The following is a 19,327-nucleotide window of genomic DNA, read 5'->3' as shown; positions in this document are numbered from 1 at the left end:
TGAGCGTCTGCTGAATTGGCAGACTCAACCGCCGGTCCGGATTCGGCTACCGGCGGTTGAGCTTGTCTAGAATCCGCTGGTTGAGCCTGTCGAAACCCGGTGGTTGAGCCAGTCGAATCCCGGCCAGGTCATCACAAGGGCCGGTGCATTTCCACGGCTTCCTGGTGGCGGGGGCTGTCGGGGTTCATGAGGGAGTGTTTGCGGCCGTAGAGGAAGTAGATGGCGAGGCCGATGATGAGCCAGATCACGAAGCGCCATTTGGTGTCTGCGGGCAGTTGCCAGATGAGCAGTGCGGAGGCGAGGATGCCGAAGGCGGGGACCGCGGGCATGAACGGGAGGCGGAAGGTCCGGGGTGCGTCTGGTTTTTTGTAGCGGAAGACGATGACGGCGAGGCAGACGACGACGAACGCGGCGAGGATGCCGATGTTGGTCAGGTCCGCGACGGCTTTGATGGGGAACACGCCGGCGAGCAGGGCCGAGGCGGTGCCGGCGATCCAGGTGACGCGTTGGGGGGTGCCGTGTTTGTCGGTGCCGGCGAACCAGCCCGGGAGGAGGCCGTCGCGGCTCATGGAGAACCAGACGCGGGTGACGCCCAGGAGGAAGGTCAGCATCACGGTGAGGATGGAGAGCACGGCGAAGACGGAGATGATGGTGGCGATCACGGGCAGTCCCGCGCCCTGGAACGCGGAGGCGAAGCCGGCTTTCGGGTCGATGTCCTTGTAGTTCTGCATTCCGGTCAGCACCAGGGTGGCCGCGACGTAGAGGAGCATGGCGATGATGAGGGAGAGGATGATGGCCTTGGGCATGTGCTTCTTGCCGTCCACGGCTTCCTCGGCCGCGGTGGACATCGCGTCGTAGCCGAACACGGCGAAGAAGACCGTGGCGGAGCCGGCCAGGACCGGGCCGAAGCCGCTGGGCATGAACGGGTTGTAGTTGTTGGTGTCGATGTAGAAGATGCCCAGGCCGATGATGAACAGGATCAGGATGACCTTGATGGCCACGGCCACGAGCTCGAACCGGCCGAAGGCCTTGGTGCCGCGGGAGAGGATCCAGGTCACCAGCAGGCACACCAGGATCGCGGGCAGGTTCACGATCCCGCCCTTGCCCTCATCGGCGGTGGAGGTCATCCAGTCCGGCATGTTGATCCCGATCCCGGTCAGGAACGCGTCGAAGTAGCCGGAGATCCCGATCGCCACGACGGCCACGATCGCGATGTATTCCAGCAGCAGGTCCCAGCCGATGAACCAGCCGATCACCTCGCCCAGCGCCACATACCCGTAGGTGTACGCCGAGCCCGCCCGCGGGATCATGCCGGCGAACTCCGCATAGGACAACGCCGCGGCCGCCGAAGCCAGGCCCGCGATCAGGAACGAGAACAACACCGCCGGACCCACCCCGGGCGTATCCTCGCTCCCGGCCGCCACCAGCCCCGCGAGCGAGAAAATCCCCACACCGATGATCCCGCCGACACCGATCGCCGTCAGCTGCCACAACCCCAGCGACTTAAACAGCCCGCTGTGCTTGTTCTCTTCCTCAATGTCATCAATCGGCTTACGCCGCATGATGGAATTCGGGTTTCCTGCGTCGGCCATGGGTTCCTCCAGATATCGTCCTTCGGGTGTGACAGCTTACTGAAACTATTCACCCCGTCCTGTCATAGGGCAAGAGGTTTCGACAAGCTCCTCCACCGGCGGTTGGGCCTGTCGAAGCCGCGTCTGAACTTCCGGGAGCGGGCAATTCAGGGCTCAGTCAGGGTGAACCCCTACCTTTTTGTCGTACCCGGCGGGAGACAATGGATAGATGAAGACACTGCTCAACATCATCTGGCTGGTTTTTGGCGGTCTGTGGCTCGCCATCGGCTATTTTCTGGCCGGCATCATCTGCTGCCTGCTGATCGTCACCATCCCGTGGGGCGTCGCCTCGTTCAGGATCGCCTCCTACACACTGTGGCCGTTCGGCCGCATGGTGGTGGAGAAGCCTGGCGGCAACGGCGTGTTCTCGCTGCTGGGCAATGTGATCTGGCTTCTGGTTGCCGGAATCTGGATTGCGATCGGCCACGTTGTCACGGCGTTCGCCATGGCCATCACCATCATCGGCATCCCGCTGGCCATCGCGAACCTCAAGCTCATCCCGGTCTCCCTGATGCCACTTGGCAAGCAGATTGTGCCCACCAACTCCCCGTTCGTCAAAAGCTACCGCTAGGCGCGCGCTCAGACGCCGTGGACGTCTCCGGCCCACATGTCGCACCGGTACGTTGCCGGCCCAGCCTGAGAAGGCAGGGATGTCCCCGGATTGCAGCCGGAATGATGGTGCCGTATTCGGGGTCCTGGGCGTGCGTGCCCAGCACCGGCACCTGCTCTGCTTAGTGGCCTTGACCGATTTCCTTGTACGTCTGCACGTCCAGTCTGCGTTGCCGTATGCGAACGGCATGGAACCAGCTGGCGTTCCGGCAGATTGTTGGCCGCCCGGCGTAATTGGACGAAATCTCCATCAGGAGCTCCAATTCCGGGCCGTTCTGGCTTGAATCCGGGGTGTCTGACGGAGTTTTACGCAGCTGCTCAACTGGCCGAGATGCGGGATGGGTGAGTTGGCTTGAGCCGGCGGTGCTGCAAGGTGGCGCCGTCGGCGGCCGCTGCGCTCTTGCGCTGGCCGGGGTGGCGGCATTGCGCAATCGTAGGAGCCGGTGCTTGACACTACGGAATCCCTTCGCCATATTTAACATATTAGTTAATTAAGGGAACGGTTAGGTGCAGATGGCAGGCGACCAGCTCAGCATGATCTTCGCTGCACTGGCAGATCCCACGCGGCGGGCCATACTGGCGAGGCTGGTGGACGGCGAGGCCACGGTTAATGACCTCGCCGAACCGTTCGAGATCAGCCTCCCGGCCATCTCGCGCCATCTGAAAGTGCTCGAGGCTGCCGGCCTGATCTCCCGCAGCCGCTCCGCCCAATGGCGCTCAAGCCGTCTGGAAGCCGAACCTCTGCGGGAAGCCACCCAGTGGATGGAGAAATACCGCCGCTTCTGGGACACCGGTTTTGAGCGGTTGGACGCGCACCTCAAAAGAATCCAGTCCAAGGAAACCGAGGAAGGCCGAAATGTCTGAGCAAACAGCCACAACGGATGAGCTGATGCTGGTCATCACCCGCGATTTCGAGGCCCCCATCAACGTAGTGTGGTCCGCGCTGACGGACCCCGATCAGGCGCCGGAGTGGTGGGGTCCGCTGGGGTTCCGTACTCCGCGCGAGACCATTGAGACAGACCTGGAGGTGGGCGGGCGCTACCGGGCCTGCATGATCCAGGGGGAGACCGGAGAAAAATTGTGGTGGAGCGGCATCCACACCCGGATCGATCCGCCCGGCCGCCTTGACTTCACCCATGCCTGGGACAACCCGGACGGCACGCGCGGATCCGAGACCGAGGTCAGCATTGCATTGGAGGAATCCGACCTCGGCACCCGGATGACGTTCATCCAGGGGCCCTTCGAATCCGTGGAAAGCCGCGACGGCCACGGCAGAGGCTGGGGCGAATCGTTCGACCGGCTGGCCGCGCACGTCCAGGCCACCTGACGCGAAAATATAGTTTCTTGACTGTGGTCTGTCCGGCCAGGGTCTGCGGTTCGAGGGTGACGATGCATACGAGTGCGTCGGGTGGTCGGATCGCGCGGATCCGCGTTGTGCGGGCTTGCGCCGGGCGAAGGCATCCCTCGCCTTGCCTGACGGTCTGAGCCTCGCCGGGTTCCATCGCTTCCAGGCGCCGAACACCAGCCTGAGAGTTTCCGCAAACGCATTGTCTCCAGGCATCGCCACGGCATAGATTGAACGTGGTCGAGCAGAAAGCCGGAACAAATGAGCCGTAGCAGCGCTGGAAGCATTCCAATCCCGATCGGGAAACGCCGCGCGCCATGGGTGGCCATTGCTACGGGGGCCCTCATGGCGCTGACCGCGTGCCAGCCGACGCCCCCGCCCAACCTGGAGCACGTGTTTGTGATCAACCTTGAAAACGAGGGTTATGACAAAGTCTGGGGCTCCGGATCCGAAGCCCCGTACCTATCGCAGACATTGCGCGGCCAGGGAGTGCTGCTGACCCAGTACTACGCTACCGCGCACCCGTCGGCACCGAACTACCTCGCCCAGATCTCGGGTCAGGAATCGAACGCAGCCACGCGCGGGGACTGTCCGACATATGAGCCCTTCACCTCCACCGGGACCGCCGCACCGGACCAGATCCAGGGAACCGGCTGCGTCTATCCGGCTTCTGTCGACACAGTTGCCGGTCAGCTGATGTCTGCCGGCAAGACCTGGAAAGGCTACATGGAGGACATGAAGACCTCTTGCCGGCACCCGGAACTGGGGGCCAAGGACGGCAATCAGGGCGCCAAAATCGGGGACCAGTACGCCACCCGGCACAACCCGTTCGTCTACTTCCAGAGCATTACCTCCTCCCCGGAATGCCAGAGCAACGTGGTTGATTTCAGCACCCTCACCGGCGACCTGGCCTCGGTCCAAAAGACGCCCAACCTGTCCTACATCACTCCGAACCTGTGCAATGACGGCCACGACTCGCCATGCGTGGACGGACGTCCCGGCGGGCTGGCCAGTGCCGATGCCTGGTTGAAACAGCAGGTACCGACTATTCTGGACTCCCCGGCCTTCAAGAAGGACGGCATCCTGGTCATCACCTTCGATGAGGCCGAGGGCCGGGCGACGGGACCCTCCGGGATACCGGGAGGCACCGCCGGCGGACGGATCGGTGCACTGGTCATTTCACCCCTGATCAAGGGCGGCACCACCTCAGATACGATGTACAACCACTACAGCCTGCTGGCCAGCATAGAAGATATCTTCTCGCTTCCCTACCTCGGCCACGCCGGTGCACCAGGACTGAACCGCTTCGGATCCGACGTCTTCAACGCCCGGCCGTAGCCCGCACCCGGACGGCGGTCTGGCCATCACGGCCGCCCGCTTGTGCACATCGCCAAAGACCGGGCGGGCAGACCGCGGACTTTCCCCCACCGCGGCGCGACAGCGACGCCGTACCGCAAATCCGGGGTGCCTAGTCCATGAGTTCCTGGGCGTCGAGCATTTGAGTCCCCTGCCCCTGGACGAGGCCCTGGGCTTCTAGCTCCTCGGGACGGAGCGGGCGCAGCACACAGAACTCGTTGCCGTCGGGATCGGCCATCACCACCCACGTGACTTCACGGCCCTGGCCCACGGACGTCCGGGTGGCGCCGAGGGCTTCCAATCGTGCAACCTCGGCGGCCTGATCGTCCGGCCTGAGATCCAGATGCAGCCGGTTCTTCCGTTCTTTGCGCTCGGGAACCTTCAGGAAAAGCAGGTCCGGCGAGACGCCATCCTGGGGGCTGCCTGCCGGAGGTTCGAGGGCGATTTCCTCCTCCGATTCGAAGGTGCGGCGCCAGCCCAGGGCCTGCTCCCAAAATTTCGCCGGAACGGCAGGGTCAGGGGAATCGATGCTCAGGCACTGGATGCTTAGGTTCATCCGAGCAGTCTGCCACTGGAGCCTGCCACGGTAAAGGGCTGCTAGGCGCGCCGGAACGCGCCATTCGTCAGCAGCGCTACGGCGCTGCTCTGGTTCAGTTCCGCTGAGATGGCCACGTCCTCTGCGTAGCCGGCGAAGATCAGTTCGCGCCCGCTGGAGCACTCCTCCAAGGTGTCCGCCAGCCGAGGTTCGGCAGCGCTGAACGCTTCAAGGGCCCACTGCGCCTCCGGCGAAAAACCGGAACCGCGGTGTTCAGGGAGAGCCGCCAGGAAGGCACCCGCACCGAGTTGATCCTCAACGGCCGGACGCAATCCACCGCCGGGCCACCCCTCACCCGCGGCGATGACGGCAATGGTTGCGGCCGGAGGGAGTTGGGCTGCGGCCCACTCGGCAGTGGCCCGGGCATTCCGCAGCGACACCGCAACCACCCGCGGCACCAGCCCTGCCAGGGCACGCGAGATGGTGGAGCCGTTGGGCGAGGGCAACACCACACGGCTCAACCCGTGCGCCCTGCGGAGGCTCGCAGGGGAGAGGTTGAGTCCGGGACCGCCCCGGCGCCCGGCCAGTTCAGCGCCCTGTTCAGCGGCAAACGCGGCGGCCGATTCGTCGTTCCATCGGTACGGCAGCACGTGCGCCCCGCGGTCCACAGCGACGCTTACGCACGTGGTGAACGAGAGAACATCAACCACCACGGCAAGCTCCGCGCCGGGCGCAATGGCCATGGCGCCGTCGAGCCCCCATTCGAACCGGACCGTGAAGGGCAGCTGCCGGTGCGCGGCAAGAAGCTCTGTCACCCGAGTTCGCCCTGGAGGTTCCGGCGGGCGGCGTCCTGCCACAGTTCGCGGGCGCGGGCGCTGTGGAAGAGCGGGTCAACTTCCAGCAACTGACGGACGACGGCGGCGCGTCCGGCTGCGAAATCGGCGTCACCGATGTGTGCATAATCTTCCCGGACAGCTGCCAGATAACGGGAGTAGGCCACAGGCTCGCCGCCGAGAACGGAGAGGTCGGCGTCGCACAGCAGGGCGCCGTCGTCATCTCCTGGGTCCGGCTGGTGCGCGGTGGTGAGCAGAACCAGCCTGGCCACTTCTTCCACTTGGTCGGCCGGGAGGCCGGCGGCCGTGAGCCTGTCTTCGGCCAGCCTGGCGGATTCTTCCTCATCCTGGCCTGCAGTTCCGCGGTAGACGGCATCGTGGAACCAGGCCGCGAGCACCACGGAGCGGGACGGTTCGGTGGGCTCGCTGAGCAGGTCCAGGGCTTCCAGCACGGCCAGCAGATGGGTGCGGCCGTGGTACTTGCGGTGGCTCTCGCCCCAACGGTCCAGCAGGTCCAGGAACAGGGCATCATGGCCGGGCATCACCGTATTCCAGCGGTTCAGCAGCGGCACTTTCAGGGATTCGCTGCGCTCGCGGGCGCGAATGCGCAGGCCGCAGCCGATGAGCTTGCGGACCAGGATCCGGGCTTCAACGGGGATGGCGCCGGCTGACACGAGGCCGTTGTAGCGGTGCTCCGGGACATCATAGTGGTCGCCGTCGAACGCCCGTCCGGGGACCCCGGCCGCTGCGGCAAAGGCATGCAGTTCCTGCAGCGACGTGTCCGAAATCAGGTGAGAGAAGTGCGTTCCGTGGGCTGGCCAAAGCGGCGGATCCAGGTAGATGGCCATGCATGAAGTCTAGTGTGCCGTGGATTGATGGAGTGCGGGGCGGTGGGCCGCGGCCTGCTTGCGGATCTCGGTGACCTTGACGATTTCAGGCTCCGGCTGCAGCATCCTGGTGGTCAAATGCTTGTCGAGCGCTGCATCCAGCTGGGCGTGGAAGTTGACCTGCCCGCGGCACGTGGCGTCGGTGCCGGCGATCTTGAACTCGGCCTGGCACCGGCCGCCTGTCCCGCTGACACGGCATCGGAAGGGCTTCGGTGATGGCTTTCTGGAAACCGGGGTCGCTCCCGGCCGAGCCAGCGGTGGCCGTGGCGAGCCCGGGACCGGTGCGGTCCTGGCGTGCCGGTTCAAACTCGGATGGCGCCGGCTGATACGGGCGCGTCATAGCGGCGCTCGGGAACATCATCGTGGCCGCCGTCGAACGACCGTTCGGGGACCCCGGCCGCTGCGGCAAAAGGCGTGCCCTTCCTGCAGTGACGAGTCCGAAGTCAGGTGAGAGAAGTGCATTCCGTGGGCAGGCCAGAGCTCCTGAGCGGAGGTAGTGGTCAGCGGGTCCGTATCAGGTGGCTGACCGCTTGATGATGACGTCGTCGATGTAGCTGTCTCCCATCTGGCGGGCGTGCTCGGACCCGAGCATGATTGAACTCAGGCTCGTGGCGCCCATTTTGACCGTGCTGCTGGTGAATTCCGGCGAGCCGTCAAACCACACTTGGATCGTTGATGCAGTGCCCCTGGCCGAGACCCGCATGGTGACACGATGCCAGGAGTTCAGCGGAATGCTCGAGGCCTTCAGCTGCGTGTAGACAAACGTCCCGTTCGGCGCGGTCACCCGGAGCCAGAGCTGTCCATTGCTGTTGTACCGGTAGACATCCGCAATACGGGTGCTGCCGGAGAAGAACCGGTAGTACGGGACGTCGTTCCCGGCGACTCCTGCCTTTGTGATGTTAAACCAGCCGTCCGCGTAGGCCGTTGTGGTGCCTGCTGCCAGGGACAGCGCAGAATTCGCTATGGAGCCGGCATCCGCTGTCACGTGCAGTGTGGCTGCGCAGGTTCCGGAGTGGGCCAGCGGGCTGGTGACAGCCGCCGTACCGGTTCCCGCCGTACTCGCAATGAATGGGGAGAGGCTGTTGGCCTCGAAGTTCGTGGCGGCCGCGACGGTGCCGGGATATGTGTTCGTTGGCGCGGCCAGGCCGGTGCGGCATGTAGCCGCCGAACCTGCCTGGGCGGAACCGAATATCAGGCCGCCCGAAATTATCACGCCGAGAGTTCCGATCGTGCCTAGTTTCTTTAACCTACTCATTTGTACGTCATCCCTATCTAGTTCGGTGGTTGGTTTCAGCTGCCCCAGCAACCAGCACGGTAGTGCCGGTCACAGCAGATGCATGAGCCGCGCCAGGAGTGAGACGCCAATTATGGAAAGGAGAGCCGCGGTAGTGTAGACGGCGGCTCGAGGGAGCGGCGCATCCGGCCGCAATACGCGCAGGACGTCGCAGGTTACGAGGGCCACTGCTGTGGCCAGTCCTGTCAGGAAGACCATCATTTTGCACCCGCCAAGGTTTCGCGGGACCGTTTGACGCCGAGCGCCAGCAGACCCAGGGTGATGAGAGACAGCAGGCACACCGCCGCCGGCGGGGACCAGATCCGGGCGTAGATCATGGCCGTGGCCACGACGGTGGAGAGCGCGAGGCTGGAGGCAACCGCAATTGCCACGGCGAGCGGAAATGTCCCGCTGGCGCGCGGACTGCCCGGAGGACCGAACCGAAGGAACAGAACCAGCGCAGTTCCCGGGCCAGCGAGCATCAACAGGCCTATGACAGCCAGCCTGAGACCCTGCGGGCCGAAGAACGACAACGGTGCGGCGGCGATGGCAAGGGCGGCCACCGCGTAGGTCACGTACTTCTGGTCAATTGCCATTGCCGGCTCCTTTAATATGGAAGACAACGCCGCCTGCGTTTTCAAATATCTTCGACCAGCCGGGGCTGGCGCCGCACGTGGCGATGAAACGTTCAAGATCCCCTGGGGGCGTTGATCCGAGAAGCTCGGCGGCGCGCTGTTGGCTGGCTGTGACTATCAGGTAGGCCCCTGAGCGCTGGGCAATCCTGTTGGTTGCATCACAGGTGAGGGGGCTGGCGCCCGGCCTTGGCTCGGCAGCAAGCAGCGCCCTGTAATCGTAATCGGCGTACTTCTGGAAATGCCACGGCGTGTTGCGCACAGCCTCAATGAGCACCGCTCCGGCAGGTGCGGTGGAGTAAAGGCGGTTCACGAGCGAGACCTCATCGTGCGTGAAGTTCTCCATGCCGTCATTGCCGTAGCGGGTGACCACAGTGGTGGCGGCGAGGACCGACCCCAGCAGCAGCAGCGCGAGGCCGCGCCGCCAGCCGGCTCCGCCGGGCTTGTCCGATATCAGAGGAAGCACGGCAAGGCAGGCGGCGAAAGGCAAGCTAAAGAGATAGAGGCGAAGCAGTAGTTCGCCTCCGTAGGGCTGAGCGGGGATCAGGACAAGAGGCGCCAGCATGCCAAGCGCCGCAGCGAGCCACGGCGCACGCCGTCTGTGAGCCATCACGGCTCCAAGAAGGGCCAGTATCCAAACGAGTGCCACCTCGGCCAGCCGCGTGTAGACCACAAGTACGTGCGAATCGCTGCCCGATACTCTCTCTGCCAGTGCGTCGAAGGTATTCGCCTGGATATCGCCGAACGAACCGAACAGCTGGCCAAGGTGTCCCTCGAAATAGGCTGATGCCACAAACACCAGCCAGCACACGGGCAGCACCAGGGCAAGAGCGGGCAGGAGGCGCAATCGGAGGAGCCCGCACAGCGCAAACACCGCCAGGGTCGGGATGACCGCAAAGGGAGTGAGCTGGTGGGAAGCGGTCATTGCCACCAGGAATCCTGCACAGACCACCGCCAGGACGGCAGCATCGGCCCGGGGAGGGCTGATCATGCCCCGCTGCGGAACAGTGGGGTCAAGTCTTTCCACCGCGCGGGCCAGCGACGCGGAGAACCGGTTGCTGCCGGTGGGCCACGCCCATCCGCTGAAGACGCTGAGGACGCAGGCGAGCAGAGTCACCAGAAGCAGGAAAGCGTAGGCCTGGGGGGCCAGATAGTCCTGTCCGATCCAGCTGGTCAGGTAAAACAACCAAACGCCCGCCCACGCCTGCCGCGGATGGGACGTCAGCCTTGTTGCCAGCGCCAGCAACGGCGGCAGCAGAAGCAGGTTCATCCCAAGTGGCGCCCAGGTTGCGATGCCCATCAGGTCCTTCACCCCGGTTGCGCCCGAAAGCATCCCCAGGAGATCGAAGAAGCCCGGCCAGTTGAAGTAGGCGTCCAGATTCGGATCCAGCTGCCCGGATATGGCGATGTGGTCGGCAATGCCCAGGTGCCGGTAGCTGGCCTCAAGGCGGGGCAAACCATGAATGATGGGGTCGGCGCCATGCAGGATGATCACCGTGACCAGGACCTGACCGGCCAGAAGCGCCGGAATGTGCCGGCGCAGAGTCAGGGACGCCGCAAATCCCACCAGGCTAAGGGCGAGAGCGACGAAGTACACGGGCGGGAGGGCCCCCACGAGTCCGGTCCCGCCAATTTGCTGGGGATCCACACGGGTCAGGCTCCAGATTCCGAGAGCCAGAGACGCCGCGGCCACGACGGCAAGAGCGCCGACTTGCCAGGGAGGCGTTGACCCGCGACGCACGACGGCGGGGGGCACGGTGTCGCCGTGCCGTGCCGGCGCGGTGGCCAGCGGCGCCGCGGTGACGGTGGGTGTCGGTTTGAGTGTCATGGTTTCTCGATTCCAGCTAGGTTGTGCGCTGCTGACGGATCTTGGGCCGGTTCAGGGCAGGCATCGCGTGGGTCAGCTTTCTTAGGCGCCAGACGGCGATCAGGGCGGCAGCGGCTTGGGCGGCGGACCAGAGTGCAGAGACGCCGGTAAGGCCATACTGCTGTGCAGCGGCGGCGGCGGGCACCACCACCAGGACGGCTGCGAGGACCGCTACAGCCGTGGCTTCAACCAGGCGCCCCTGGGCGCGGCACAGCCCGTAGTAGACCTGGGTGAGGCAGCTCAGGAGCAGGGCCGGAACGAGGACCGGGAGGAGGATCCAGGCTGACGCGTATTGCGGGCCGAGGAAGCCAAGAAGGTAGGGTCCGGCCAGGAGAAGGATCAGCCCGGCCGCCAGAGTCAGGAGGAGGCTGACGCGGATTGCGGAGGAGACGAGTCCTGGCTTGGACCGGGCACCGGCCAACGCCGTCTGAAGGGAGAAGCCAGCGGACTGCGGTACGAAGAAAACCGCTGAGGCCATCATCCACACTATGTACCACGACGCTGTCGCTGCAGGGCCCATCGTGGCGGCGACGATCAGCGGAAGCAGATAGCCGGGTGCGCGGTCGGCGAGCATCAGGGCGTGGTTCGGAAGTCCGGGCCTAAGGAGTTTCAGGGCTGGGCGCGGCCTCAGCCCGCGCTTCCAGTCCGGGGACGTCCGGGCGCGGCCGAGCTGGCGCAGACCCACGAGTACGCTGGCCAGTGCGCCCGCTGCCACCGCGCCGACAACTACCGCCAGCTCACGGATTCCGGCGGCCAGCGAGATGCCCAGGACAGCGAGCTGAACCAGACTCTGCACCAGGCTGCGTATAAGCGTGCGGTCGGCCCGCTCCTGGGCCACCCCGACGTGGTCGAGCTGGTAGGCGGAGGCGGCGAAGAGGGCAGTCGCGATGAATATCACTGTCACGAGGGGGTCGTTCCAGGCCTCTCCAACGCCCGAGCCCAACGCGTGCGTCACGGCTGCCAGTCCGCCAGCGACAACGAGAGAGGAAATCGCCACTGTCAGCAGGCTGGCGGCGATCAGGCGGCGGCCGCCGTCGGCTTCTGCCGGAAGAAGCGTGAGTGTGGCCGATCCGACGCCGAGCATCCCGAGTTGTACGGCAAGAAGGGCGGCGGACACCACTGCGGAGCCCATGCCTATTTGCGCGGGCGGAAGCATAAGTGCCGCCAGCGCCCAGAACAGGAAGCCTGTCACCATGGGCGCAACCCTTGCTGCGGTCAGCCAGGCCGCATTTTCGCCGAGGGAGAGGCCGCGGGATTCGGGCCGCAGGAGCTCGCCGAACATGGCGCGGTAGTTGTACAGCAGGAATCCAACCCAATAGGGCAGAAAGCGGGGTGCGTGCAGCAGGGACAGGCCCACGCCGCGGACCGAGGCCAGCAGCGGCAGCACCACCAGCCAGCCGGCGCGGCCAGGATGTTTGCGGATGGTGCGGGCCATGCCGGCACCGTCCTGGAGCCACTGGTCGCGGGCGCAGTCGAAGGTGTCGACAAACCGGTGCCTGACCACAGTGGCAGTGGAAACGCCGAGGCGGTAGCCGGCCTCTTCCAGCCGTATCCTCAACTCGAGATCCTCGCCGGAGCGGAAGGTGTCGTCGAATGCGACCGACAGCAGCACGTCCCGGCGCATGAGGGTGGCGCAGACCCCGAACCAGGAGCGCACCCGGCTGTGGTTGTGATGCCAGGCCAGTGCCGCTCCCCAGTACCCGGGCCCGTCCGCCTCGCTGGCCAGCCCGAACTGCAGGCCGTCATAGCCGCCGGTCTCGAATTCGTCCAGAAGCCCCCCCAAAGTGCCGGCGGGAAGGATGACATCGGCATCTATGAGTGCGACGACTTCGCAGCGGGCAGCGCTGACGCCCAGCATCCGGGCGGCAGGCAACCCGCGGCCCTCGTCGGAGATGACGCGCGCCCCGAACGAGCGCGCGATCTTGACCGTGTCATCCATCGAACAGCCGTCGACGACGATCAGTTCGCGGGGGCCCTGGCTGCGGATAGACTCCAGGCATTCGGCCAGCCAATTGGCAGCGTTGCGCGCCGGAACCACCACCGACACCTCAAGATCGCTCACGTGGCCCTCACCTCACTCGTCCAGCTTTGAGTTGATCAGGTTCGCAACATAGTCAGAGGTCCTGTCCGCAGACCACGAGACGGGTATCCGCAGCAAGGAGCACGGAACTCCTTCGAGGGCGCGCTGCACAATGGCGGCCTTTTGGGCGAAATGTTCCGCCAGCGGCACAAGGCCGGTGGCGCCCAGGGCCTCGACGAGCCGCCGCGAAACCATGGGCAGCTCGGAATGGAAGTTCCCCACAATGCGGGAGGTCATCCACTCGATGCTGCGTGCTTCCAGCCGTGCATCAGGACCGTCGAAGCGTTCAAGGAAGATCGCCAGCCGGGTGAGTGCCCCTGATGAGATCCTGTCCGCTCCGAAGACCTGCTCCGGATGCACCATCCGATGTTCCGGGGACCAGCGCCTGGTGAACGCGGCAGTTTTCGGATACCGCACAATCACCGGGTGAACGGCCGTCGCCAGGCGGGCTACGGGGTTTGTGAGCCAGCCCGGGGCCAGCGGCTTGCGGACTCCGCTGAACACGTCCGGGTAGATGGCCCGGTGGTGGGGCTTGATGAACATCGGTTTTGCGTACCCGAGGAGCAGGCCGTCGTCACCGATGAAAGCCCAGTCATCCGCCATGAACCGCACCCCGGGCTGGGCAACCAGCTTGGCCACGGTGCTGGTCTTGCCGACCCCGCCCCAGGCTGGCAGCAGGACTCCGGAACCACGGAAGTCCACCACCGCCGCATGGATCATCGCGGCATTTTCCCTGACGCATAAATGGTCCAGCAAGGGGATCACCGCCGTCAGCAGTTCGCCCCGGCCCTGGACCTTATATCCATCGTGCATTTCAACGATCTGAACCCGGTCCGCGGAAACGTACAGCGAGCCTTCGGTGAAACGGTACGCGTCCTCGGCGTGCGACTGGCCTTCCACCGGCGTCATGTCTCCGCTGACGCGCAGCCGCAGCGGCGCGCGGGACTTACCCAGGAACGGGGCGAGCATGTCGCGCAGCTGCGACTCTCCAGGCGTGCCGGGATCCACCTCGATGCCCACGAGCCCATGGACATCAAAGCTGGCTCCCATTGACGCGGACGACTCTCTCATCACGTCTCTTTCAGACTGGTTCATGATCGAAGCCTCCGGTAGTCGTGGCGGTCAATGTCGGGCCGTCCGGCGGATACATGCGAATCAATTGACTTCCCTCCAGCGGTTAAGCGGTGCGGTTGGTTTGCCTTTCGGCCGCAACGAGACGGCAGGAAGGCTGCGGCCGCGCACATAGCCGCTTGCTGTGAAGGCGAGCACCGCGATGATGGTCATCGCCCGGCCGAAACCTGCCGGGTCCTTGCCCCGGGCCCCGTTCCGGATCCCTGCAAATACCGCACGCGGCAGGACCTGGCGGACATACCGCCGTTCAGTGCCCAGGGCCCGTTTGTGTCCCACCAGCCTGCTCACCTGCGCCTTGGAGATCCCTTCGGACCAGGCGCGAGCCAGCATGTATTTCAGTGCGCCCCGTTCCGCAGGAACATGATGGTGCACGAGCGCTCCCGGTTCATAGACAACACGGGCGCCGGGGGAGCCGATGACTGCCCTGATACAGATTTCTGTTTCTTCGCAGCCGAGCGGTACGGCGTCCTGGCGGCCAAGTGCGGGATTGAACCCGCCGACACGTTCGAGGACTTCAGAGCGGAATGACATATTCGCCCCGATCACATTGCGCACCTCAGCGGCCACCTTGGGCATACCCCGGTGCGTGCAGCCGACGATCCAGTCAAGTTCTTCGGCAAAGTGGCCTGGCCGACCCACTGCCCACACCGGCTCAACCCTTCCGCCCACCGCCAGCACATCAGGGTCGTCGTAGAAGGACGTGAGACGTTCGAGCCAGTTCGGGTCAGCTTCGGCGTCGTCGTCCAGGAAGGCCACGATGCCGGCGGTCGCGGCCCCGACTCCGGTGTTGCGGGCACCGGAAAGGCCCTTGGGGCCGGTGTTTTCGACAATCACCACGTCCGGCACTGTGAAGATGAGCCGTTTGTAAAGATCCACGTTGTAGTCAACAACCACGATCGTCTGCCGGGGGGTGAGCGTCTGGGCGCGGACTGAATCCAGGACGCCCATCAGCATGTCCCAGCGCTCTTCCGTGTACGAGCAGATCACCACAGAAACGTCCGGCAACCCTGTGACCTGGGACATCCTATTCCCCTGCCAGTAGGCCCAGAACGGTCTGGGGGTCCGTGGGGAGGTGCGGGAGCGTGATATTGGGATACTTGTACTTCACGCGCCGGAGCGCCTCGGGCCGGGCGCCAGCGGTGGGTGCCTCCCAACTGACGCATTCCCGCGCGAGGGTTCGCAGTACGCGCCACCCGTCCCGGAACGTGTGGAGGTTCGAGTTGCCGGATATGCGGGCGAGCTCGCCGCTGGGCACCTCGGCGATGCGAAGGCCGGCCCGGGAAGCCCGGACTATCAGCTCGGTTTCGATTTCGAAGCCGTCCGACTGCAGTTCAAGGACTTCCAGGCACTCGCGGCGCAGGGCAATGTATCCATAGCACAGATCAGAGTAGTCGCTGTGGAGCACCAGGTTGGCCAGCCCCGTCAGCACCCGGTTGCCGATGCTGCGCAGCGGGGTCAGGTCTTCAGATCCGCCCCCGGTGACGTAGCGGGAGCCTTTGACGAAGTCGAATTCATGCTGAAGCGGAGAGACGAACCAGCCGATCTCCTGCGGGTCCATGCTCCCGTCCGCATCCAGCATGACGATGATGTCCCCGGACGCCGCGGCAAAGCCGGCACGTACAGCGACGCCCTTGCCCGCCTGCGGCTCGGAAACCACTACGACGTCGAGGCGGAGCGCACGTGCAACGTCGATTGTGCTGTCAAGGGAACGTCCGTCGACTATGACCACCTCGTCGACATACGAGGGCATTCGGCGAAGGACCCACGGTAAGTTCATTGCCTCATTCAGCGTAGGGATCACCACGCTGACCGACGGCGTTGTTAACGGGGCCAGGGCCTCGGGGCGCAGATTTGAAACAAGTATCGGGATGGACATCAGCCTCACCGCTCAATGGAGTTGTTCATGTGCCCCAAACGCAGCCATTCCTGGTCCGGTGAACCAGGAAGAAGACCTACGCGCTGAATGCTGCGTTCAAGGCAACTTGCTTCCAATCCCCCCGCCTGCAATGGTGGCCCCCGGACCTTGTAAAAAGCTTGGGATTCGTTGAAGCAGTGCAGCGTATCGGATTTCCCCAAAAAACAGTTGATCGGCTGTCGGCGTGGTGCGACACTTAGCCGCATGCGGACTTCCAGCCACGGGGCCAAACCCAGGCCGCATCTCGTTCGAAAGCGCCACTTCTGGCGTGTCCTCGTTTCCGGTGCGGTACTGGCTCTCATCGGCTGCGGCGTCGGCCTGCTGGCCCCAGGCGGGCAGACAATGCCTGTTGGCGACCTGCCCGGCTGGAAACAGGTGTTCACGGAGGATTTCAACAAAGGCGATGTGCCCGTCGGCGCATTCCCGGGCGATGCCTACAGTGCACGATGGAGCGCAGGCTATCCGGATGGGACGCCGGATACTGCCGGTCAGCAAAGCGGAGGACGGTCCGCTTACTTCCCGTCCAAAGTGCTCAGCGTCAAGAACGGTCTCCTGGACTGGGACCTGCACTCCGAGAACGGAGTCTCCATGGGGGCGGCGCCCTGGCCCAAAATTCCGAACTCCAGCTCCGGCCCGGGACGTGACAACAGCCAGCTCTATGGAAGATACTCTGTTCGCTTCATGGCGGAGTCGCTGCCGGGCTTCAAGACCGCCTGGCTACTCTGGCCCGACAGCGGCCAATGGCCGCAGGATGGCGAGATTGACTTTCCGGAGGGCGATCTCGCCAAGACGATCTATGGGGCCGTGCATTTCCGCGGGGATGACCCGAAGGCTTTCGAGATGTTCGAGTCGCACACGACCTTCACCTCGTGGCACGTGGCCACAATGGAGTGGAGCCCAGGAAACGTTGAATTCTTCCTCGACGGCAAGAAGATCGGTGTGGGCACCACCGCCACCCCCACGACGCCCATGCACTACATCCTGCAGAGCGAGTCCTGCCTGCCTACGTGTCCGCTGCCGCACACACGGGGACACGTCTACCTCGACTGGATCACCATTTGGACGCGGGACTGAAAGGTGTGACCGAAAGGTGTGGCTGAAGGGTGCGACCGAGTGCCGTGACCGACCCCTGTGAGCGCCCCGGCTATTTCCGCTGGATAATGAAGGAGTCGGTGAAACTGTAGCCTTCAGCCGCAACGAACCGGGCGTCAAGTCCGTCTGCGGTGACCGTCACGTCCAGGGTGCCCAGGGCCGGATTGGAGTTCTTTCCGGACCAGACGGCAAAATAGCCGGCCTCAGAATCGTTGTCGTTCACGTTGTAAAGTCCCACACCGCCCACGCCGGCGGTGACGAAGACAGTTCCTGCGCCCCGCACCATGCTGTTGTCGGAGTCGGTCAGGCACTTTGCCGAGAAGGTGGCGGGGACGAGTTCCGGGCAATTGCCCCCGATCCGAAGCTGATGGGTCCGCTGGTAGACGTGGTCATGCCCTGTGAGCACCAGGTCCACTTTCTTGCGGACCAGCATGTTCGTGAAATCCTGCCCGATCTGGCATTCGTAGTTACCCATGCTGAAACAGGGCGCGTGCATGCCTACCACTGTCCAGATTTTCTTGGACTTTGCCCCGTCAATGGCATTCGCGGTCCACCGCCAACGGTCGCTGTCCTTCGAGTAGTCAAGTGGCTGCCCGCCATGGAAATCGATGCCGGGCGACACCATGACGAACCGCACCAGCGGATTTTTCTCCGGGACGTCCACATACCATTGGGTGCCGTAGGTCCCTCGGAGGCCGGGCAGCCTGTTGGGCAGGCACTTGACAATGTTCTCTATGTCGCCTTCGTGGCCGTCGCTCTCATGGTTTCCCGTGACGACTTCATATGGAAAACGGGCGCCCAGCTTACCGGCAACCATGTCGCAGAATTCCTGTTCGATCCCGGACTTGTAGGTGAAGTCTCCCAGCGCGAGATTCAGCTGCGGTTTGAGGCCGGCGATGGTGTCGAGAACCTTTTTGGCCCCCGTACTGACGCCGATGTCACCCTGGGCGGTGAAGTGTACAGAGGGTGCGGTTGTCGCGGGCCGAGAGGACGGCGGGGGTTGCGGGGGGCCGGGCTGGCAGGCGGACAGCAACAGAACCAGGCTCAGGAGTGCGGCCGCGATCATGCCGGTCCTGCCCCGCTTGTCGGACGATCCAGCCATGATCCCTCACATCAAGAACGGAACCTGATACAGCGGACCAGGCCTCAGCGCAGCGTGCCAATTGCTAGGCTTCAGAGTAATCCCGGCGGTCAGGATAAGACCAGAGCGCCTTCCGCCGTACTTCAGCACCGGCGGCGGTCACGATGCGGGGCCCTTGTGAGTAAATCACCCCCAAACACGCAATTGCGTTTACTACGGTGCCGCAGTGCCGCAAATGAGGAAGTATGCTGGGACTATGCCAACCATACGCGTATCCGAAGCTGCCCGTTTCCTAGGCGTCAGCGACGACACAGTGCGCCGCTGGACTGAGAATGGCAGCCTGACTCCGGTGAAGGATACCGCCGGGCGGCTGGCCGTAGACGGACTGGAGCTCGCCCGCCTCGCCAAGAAACTGGCGCAGCTTCCGGACGATCCCACAGATATCGGCAGCTCGGCCCGCAACCGGTTCGTGGGCCTGGTCACCGGCATCACGTCGGACAAGGTCATGGCGCAGGTTGAACTGCAGTGCGGCCCGTTCCGGGTGGTCTCGCTGATGAGCAGCGAGGCCGTCCGCGAACTCGGCCTGGAACTGGGATCCGTGGCCACGGCCGTGGTCAAAGCCACCACGGTCATTATCGAAACTCCGCACGGAAAGGGAATCATATGAGAATCCCCGCCAAGACTGCCGCCGCCATAGCTGCCGGGCTCATGGCCGCCGCGCTGACCGCATGCGCTTCGGGCGGGGCACCGAATGGAACGGGCGACGGCGGGGCTTCCGCTTCCGGACGCACCGTCACCGTCTTCGCCGCGGCGTCGCTCAAAGCCACCTTCACGAAGCTGGCCAGTCAGTTTGAGGCCAACAACCCGGGGACCAAAGTCACCCTCAGCTTCGCGGGTTCCTCGGATCTCGCCACCCAGATCGCCCAGGGAGCACCGGCCGATGTGTTTGCCTCGGCGGACACCAGGAACATGGCCAGACTCGCGGACGCCGGACTTGTTGACGGACAAGCCCGGGACTTCGCCACCAACGTGCTCACCATTGCCGTCCTGGGCGACGCCG

Annotated in this window: 20 protein-coding genes and 2 pseudogenes; 8 read left to right on the top strand and 14 right to left on the bottom strand. The window is 64.4% G+C overall.

Annotated features, from left to right (window positions below; all coding sequences use genetic code 11):
* Positions 1-131 precede the first annotated feature (131 nt).
* Entirely contained in the window at positions 132-1,592 is a 1,461-nt protein-coding gene (locus tag V3C33_16800; protein XAS67091.1) for an amino acid permease, read from the bottom strand.
* Positions 1,593-1,800: 208 nt separating this feature from the next.
* On the opposite strand from V3C33_16800, the gene V3C33_16795 reads away from it, so the two are divergent.
* The 4 genes from V3C33_16795 to V3C33_16780 all read left to right on the top strand — a co-directional run bounded on the left by V3C33_16795 (position 1,801) and on the right by V3C33_16780 (position 4,923).
* On the top strand, positions 1,801-2,202 hold the full coding sequence (locus V3C33_16795) for a YccF domain-containing protein (GenBank protein ID XAS67090.1): 402 nt from the start codon (positions 1,801-1,803) through the stop codon (positions 2,200-2,202).
* 551 nt (positions 2,203-2,753) lie between these two features.
* Positions 2,754-3,104 (top strand): metalloregulator ArsR/SmtB family transcription factor, encoded by a 351-nt coding sequence (locus V3C33_16790; GenBank protein XAS69770.1) that lies wholly within the window; start codon positions 2,754-2,756, stop codon positions 3,102-3,104.
* A complete protein-coding gene (locus V3C33_16785; protein XAS67089.1) occupies positions 3,097-3,567 on the top strand; it encodes an SRPBCC domain-containing protein in 471 nt (156 codons plus the stop codon). The genes V3C33_16790 and V3C33_16785 overlap by 8 nt, the downstream gene beginning before the upstream one ends.
* A gap of 279 nt (positions 3,568-3,846) precedes the next feature.
* Positions 3,847-4,923, top strand: a complete 1,077-nt coding sequence (locus tag V3C33_16780; GenBank protein ID XAS67088.1) for an alkaline phosphatase family protein — start codon at positions 3,847-3,849, stop codon at positions 4,921-4,923.
* 130 nt (positions 4,924-5,053) lie between these two features.
* On the opposite strand, the gene V3C33_16775 is transcribed toward V3C33_16780, so the two are convergent.
* From V3C33_16775 to V3C33_16765, 3 genes are read right to left on the bottom strand one after another with little or no spacing between them, the layout of a single operon-like run.
* Entirely contained in the window at positions 5,054-5,497 is a 444-nt protein-coding gene (locus tag V3C33_16775) for a VOC family protein (GenBank protein XAS67087.1), read from the bottom strand.
* Positions 5,498-5,538: 41 nt separating this feature from the next.
* Positions 5,539-6,291 (bottom strand): 2-phosphosulfolactate phosphatase, encoded by a 753-nt coding sequence (locus V3C33_16770; protein ID XAS67086.1) that lies wholly within the window; start codon positions 6,289-6,291, stop codon positions 5,539-5,541.
* Positions 6,288-7,157, bottom strand: coding sequence for a DUF4031 domain-containing protein (locus tag V3C33_16765; GenBank protein XAS67085.1), 870 nt, complete (start codon positions 7,155-7,157; stop codon positions 6,288-6,290). The genes V3C33_16770 and V3C33_16765 overlap by 4 nt, the downstream gene beginning before the upstream one ends.
* Before the next feature lie 27 nt (positions 7,158-7,184).
* Between V3C33_16765 and V3C33_16760 the strand changes: the two genes are divergently transcribed.
* Entirely contained in the window at positions 7,185-7,412 is a 228-nt protein-coding gene (locus tag V3C33_16760; GenBank protein XAS67084.1) for a hypothetical protein, read from the top strand.
* 89 nt (positions 7,413-7,501) lie between these two features.
* On the opposite strand, the pseudogene V3C33_16755 reads toward V3C33_16760, so the two are convergent.
* The 9 genes and pseudogenes from V3C33_16755 to V3C33_16715 form a co-directional block, all read right to left on the bottom strand.
* Positions 7,502-7,658: pseudogene (locus tag V3C33_16755) on the bottom strand (DUF4031 domain-containing protein).
* A gap of 52 nt (positions 7,659-7,710) precedes the next feature.
* Positions 7,711-8,451, bottom strand: a complete 741-nt coding sequence (locus tag V3C33_16750; protein XAS67083.1) for a hypothetical protein — start codon at positions 8,449-8,451, stop codon at positions 7,711-7,713.
* Between the two features lie 69 nt (positions 8,452-8,520).
* Entirely contained in the window at positions 8,521-8,691 is a 171-nt protein-coding gene (locus V3C33_16745) for a hypothetical protein (GenBank protein ID XAS67082.1), read from the bottom strand.
* On the bottom strand, positions 8,688-9,065 hold the full coding sequence (locus V3C33_16740; protein XAS67081.1) for a hypothetical protein: 378 nt from the start codon (positions 9,063-9,065) through the stop codon (positions 8,688-8,690). Before V3C33_16740 ends, V3C33_16745 begins: the two co-directional genes overlap by 4 nt.
* A complete protein-coding gene (locus V3C33_16735) occupies positions 9,055-10,929 on the bottom strand; it encodes a hypothetical protein (GenBank protein ID XAS67080.1) in 1,875 nt (624 codons plus the stop codon). Before V3C33_16735 ends, V3C33_16740 begins: the two co-directional genes overlap by 11 nt.
* A 16-nt stretch (positions 10,930-10,945) precedes the next feature.
* Complete coding sequence (locus V3C33_16730) at positions 10,946-13,030, bottom strand: glycosyltransferase (protein XAS67079.1); 2,085 nt, start codon at positions 13,028-13,030, stop codon at positions 10,946-10,948.
* A gap of 12 nt (positions 13,031-13,042) precedes the next feature.
* Complete coding sequence (locus V3C33_16725) at positions 13,043-14,143, bottom strand: hypothetical protein (protein ID XAS67078.1); 1,101 nt, start codon at positions 14,141-14,143, stop codon at positions 13,043-13,045.
* 60 nt (positions 14,144-14,203) lie between these two features.
* On the bottom strand, positions 14,204-15,202 hold the full coding sequence (locus tag V3C33_16720; protein XAS67077.1) for a glycosyltransferase: 999 nt from the start codon (positions 15,200-15,202) through the stop codon (positions 14,204-14,206).
* 1 nt (position 15,203) lies between these two features.
* Positions 15,204-16,055, bottom strand: coding sequence for a glycosyltransferase family 2 protein (locus tag V3C33_16715; GenBank protein XAS67076.1), 852 nt, complete (start codon positions 16,053-16,055; stop codon positions 15,204-15,206).
* Positions 16,056-16,298: 243 nt separating this feature from the next.
* Here V3C33_16715 and V3C33_16710 point away from each other — a divergent pair, with 243 nt between their 5' ends.
* Complete coding sequence (locus tag V3C33_16710) at positions 16,299-17,168, top strand: glycoside hydrolase family 16 protein (GenBank protein ID XAS67075.1); 870 nt, start codon at positions 16,299-16,301, stop codon at positions 17,166-17,168.
* A gap of 70 nt (positions 17,169-17,238) precedes the next feature.
* On the opposite strand, the gene V3C33_16705 is transcribed toward V3C33_16710, so the two are convergent.
* Positions 17,239-18,288, bottom strand: coding sequence for a metallophosphoesterase (locus V3C33_16705; GenBank protein XAS67074.1), 1,050 nt, complete (start codon positions 18,286-18,288; stop codon positions 17,239-17,241).
* 235 nt (positions 18,289-18,523) lie between these two features.
* Here V3C33_16705 and V3C33_16700 point away from each other — a divergent pair, with 235 nt between their 5' ends.
* Positions 18,524-18,934, top strand: a complete 411-nt coding sequence (locus V3C33_16700) for a TOBE domain-containing protein (protein XAS67073.1) — start codon at positions 18,524-18,526, stop codon at positions 18,932-18,934.
* Positions 18,931-19,314 (top strand): annotated as a pseudogene (modA, locus tag V3C33_16695) (molybdate ABC transporter substrate-binding protein). The gene V3C33_16700 and the pseudogene modA overlap by 4 nt, the downstream one beginning before the upstream one ends.
* Positions 19,315-19,327 lie beyond the last annotated feature (13 nt).

The sequence above is a fragment of the Micrococcaceae bacterium Sec5.7 genome (assembly GCA_039636785.1).
Taxonomy (GTDB): Bacteria; Actinomycetota; Actinomycetes; order Actinomycetales; family Micrococcaceae; genus Arthrobacter.
Note: the sequence above shows the minus strand (reverse complement) of the source record. Positions and strands in the feature narration are given on the sequence as shown.

Bases quoted from the DNA above. Each gene is read 5' to 3' on its own strand.
- V3C33_16780 (XAS67088.1), top strand. From the start codon at position 3,847: ATGAGCCGTAGCAGCGCTGGAAGCATTCCAATCCCGATCGGGAAACGC.
- V3C33_16710 (XAS67075.1), top strand. From the start codon at position 16,299: ATGCGGACTTCCAGCCACGGGGCCAAACCCAGGCCGCATCTCGTTCGA.
- V3C33_16785 (XAS67089.1), top strand. From the start codon at position 3,097: ATGTCTGAGCAAACAGCCACAACGGATGAGCTGATGCTGGTCATCACC.
- V3C33_16735 (XAS67080.1), bottom strand. From the start codon at position 10,929: ATGACACTCAAACCGACACCCACCGTCACCGCGGCGCCGCTGGCCACC.
- V3C33_16765 (XAS67085.1), bottom strand. From the start codon at position 7,157: ATGGCCATCTACCTGGATCCGCCGCTTTGGCCAGCCCACGGAACGCAC.
- V3C33_16740 (XAS67081.1), bottom strand. From the start codon at position 9,065: ATGGCAATTGACCAGAAGTACGTGACCTACGCGGTGGCCGCCCTTGCC.
- V3C33_16745 (XAS67082.1), bottom strand. From the start codon at position 8,691: ATGATGGTCTTCCTGACAGGACTGGCCACAGCAGTGGCCCTCGTAACC.
- V3C33_16705 (XAS67074.1), bottom strand. From the start codon at position 18,288: ATGGCTGGATCGTCCGACAAGCGGGGCAGGACCGGCATGATCGCGGCC.
- V3C33_16750 (XAS67083.1), bottom strand. From the start codon at position 8,451: ATGAGTAGGTTAAAGAAACTAGGCACGATCGGAACTCTCGGCGTGATA.
- V3C33_16725 (XAS67078.1), bottom strand. From the start codon at position 14,143: ATGAACCAGTCTGAAAGAGACGTGATGAGAGAGTCGTCCGCGTCAATG.
- V3C33_16760 (XAS67084.1), top strand. From the start codon at position 7,185: ATGGAGTGCGGGGCGGTGGGCCGCGGCCTGCTTGCGGATCTCGGTGAC.
- V3C33_16800 (XAS67091.1), bottom strand. From the start codon at position 1,592: ATGGCCGACGCAGGAAACCCGAATTCCATCATGCGGCGTAAGCCGATT.
- V3C33_16700 (XAS67073.1), top strand. From the start codon at position 18,524: ATGCCAACCATACGCGTATCCGAAGCTGCCCGTTTCCTAGGCGTCAGC.
- V3C33_16720 (XAS67077.1), bottom strand. From the start codon at position 15,202: ATGTCCCAGGTCACAGGGTTGCCGGACGTTTCTGTGGTGATCTGCTCG.
- V3C33_16715 (XAS67076.1), bottom strand. From the start codon at position 16,055: ATGTCCATCCCGATACTTGTTTCAAATCTGCGCCCCGAGGCCCTGGCC.
- V3C33_16790 (XAS69770.1), top strand. From the start codon at position 2,754: ATGGCAGGCGACCAGCTCAGCATGATCTTCGCTGCACTGGCAGATCCC.
- V3C33_16795 (XAS67090.1), top strand. From the start codon at position 1,801: ATGAAGACACTGCTCAACATCATCTGGCTGGTTTTTGGCGGTCTGTGG.
- V3C33_16775 (XAS67087.1), bottom strand. From the start codon at position 5,497: ATGAACCTAAGCATCCAGTGCCTGAGCATCGATTCCCCTGACCCTGCC.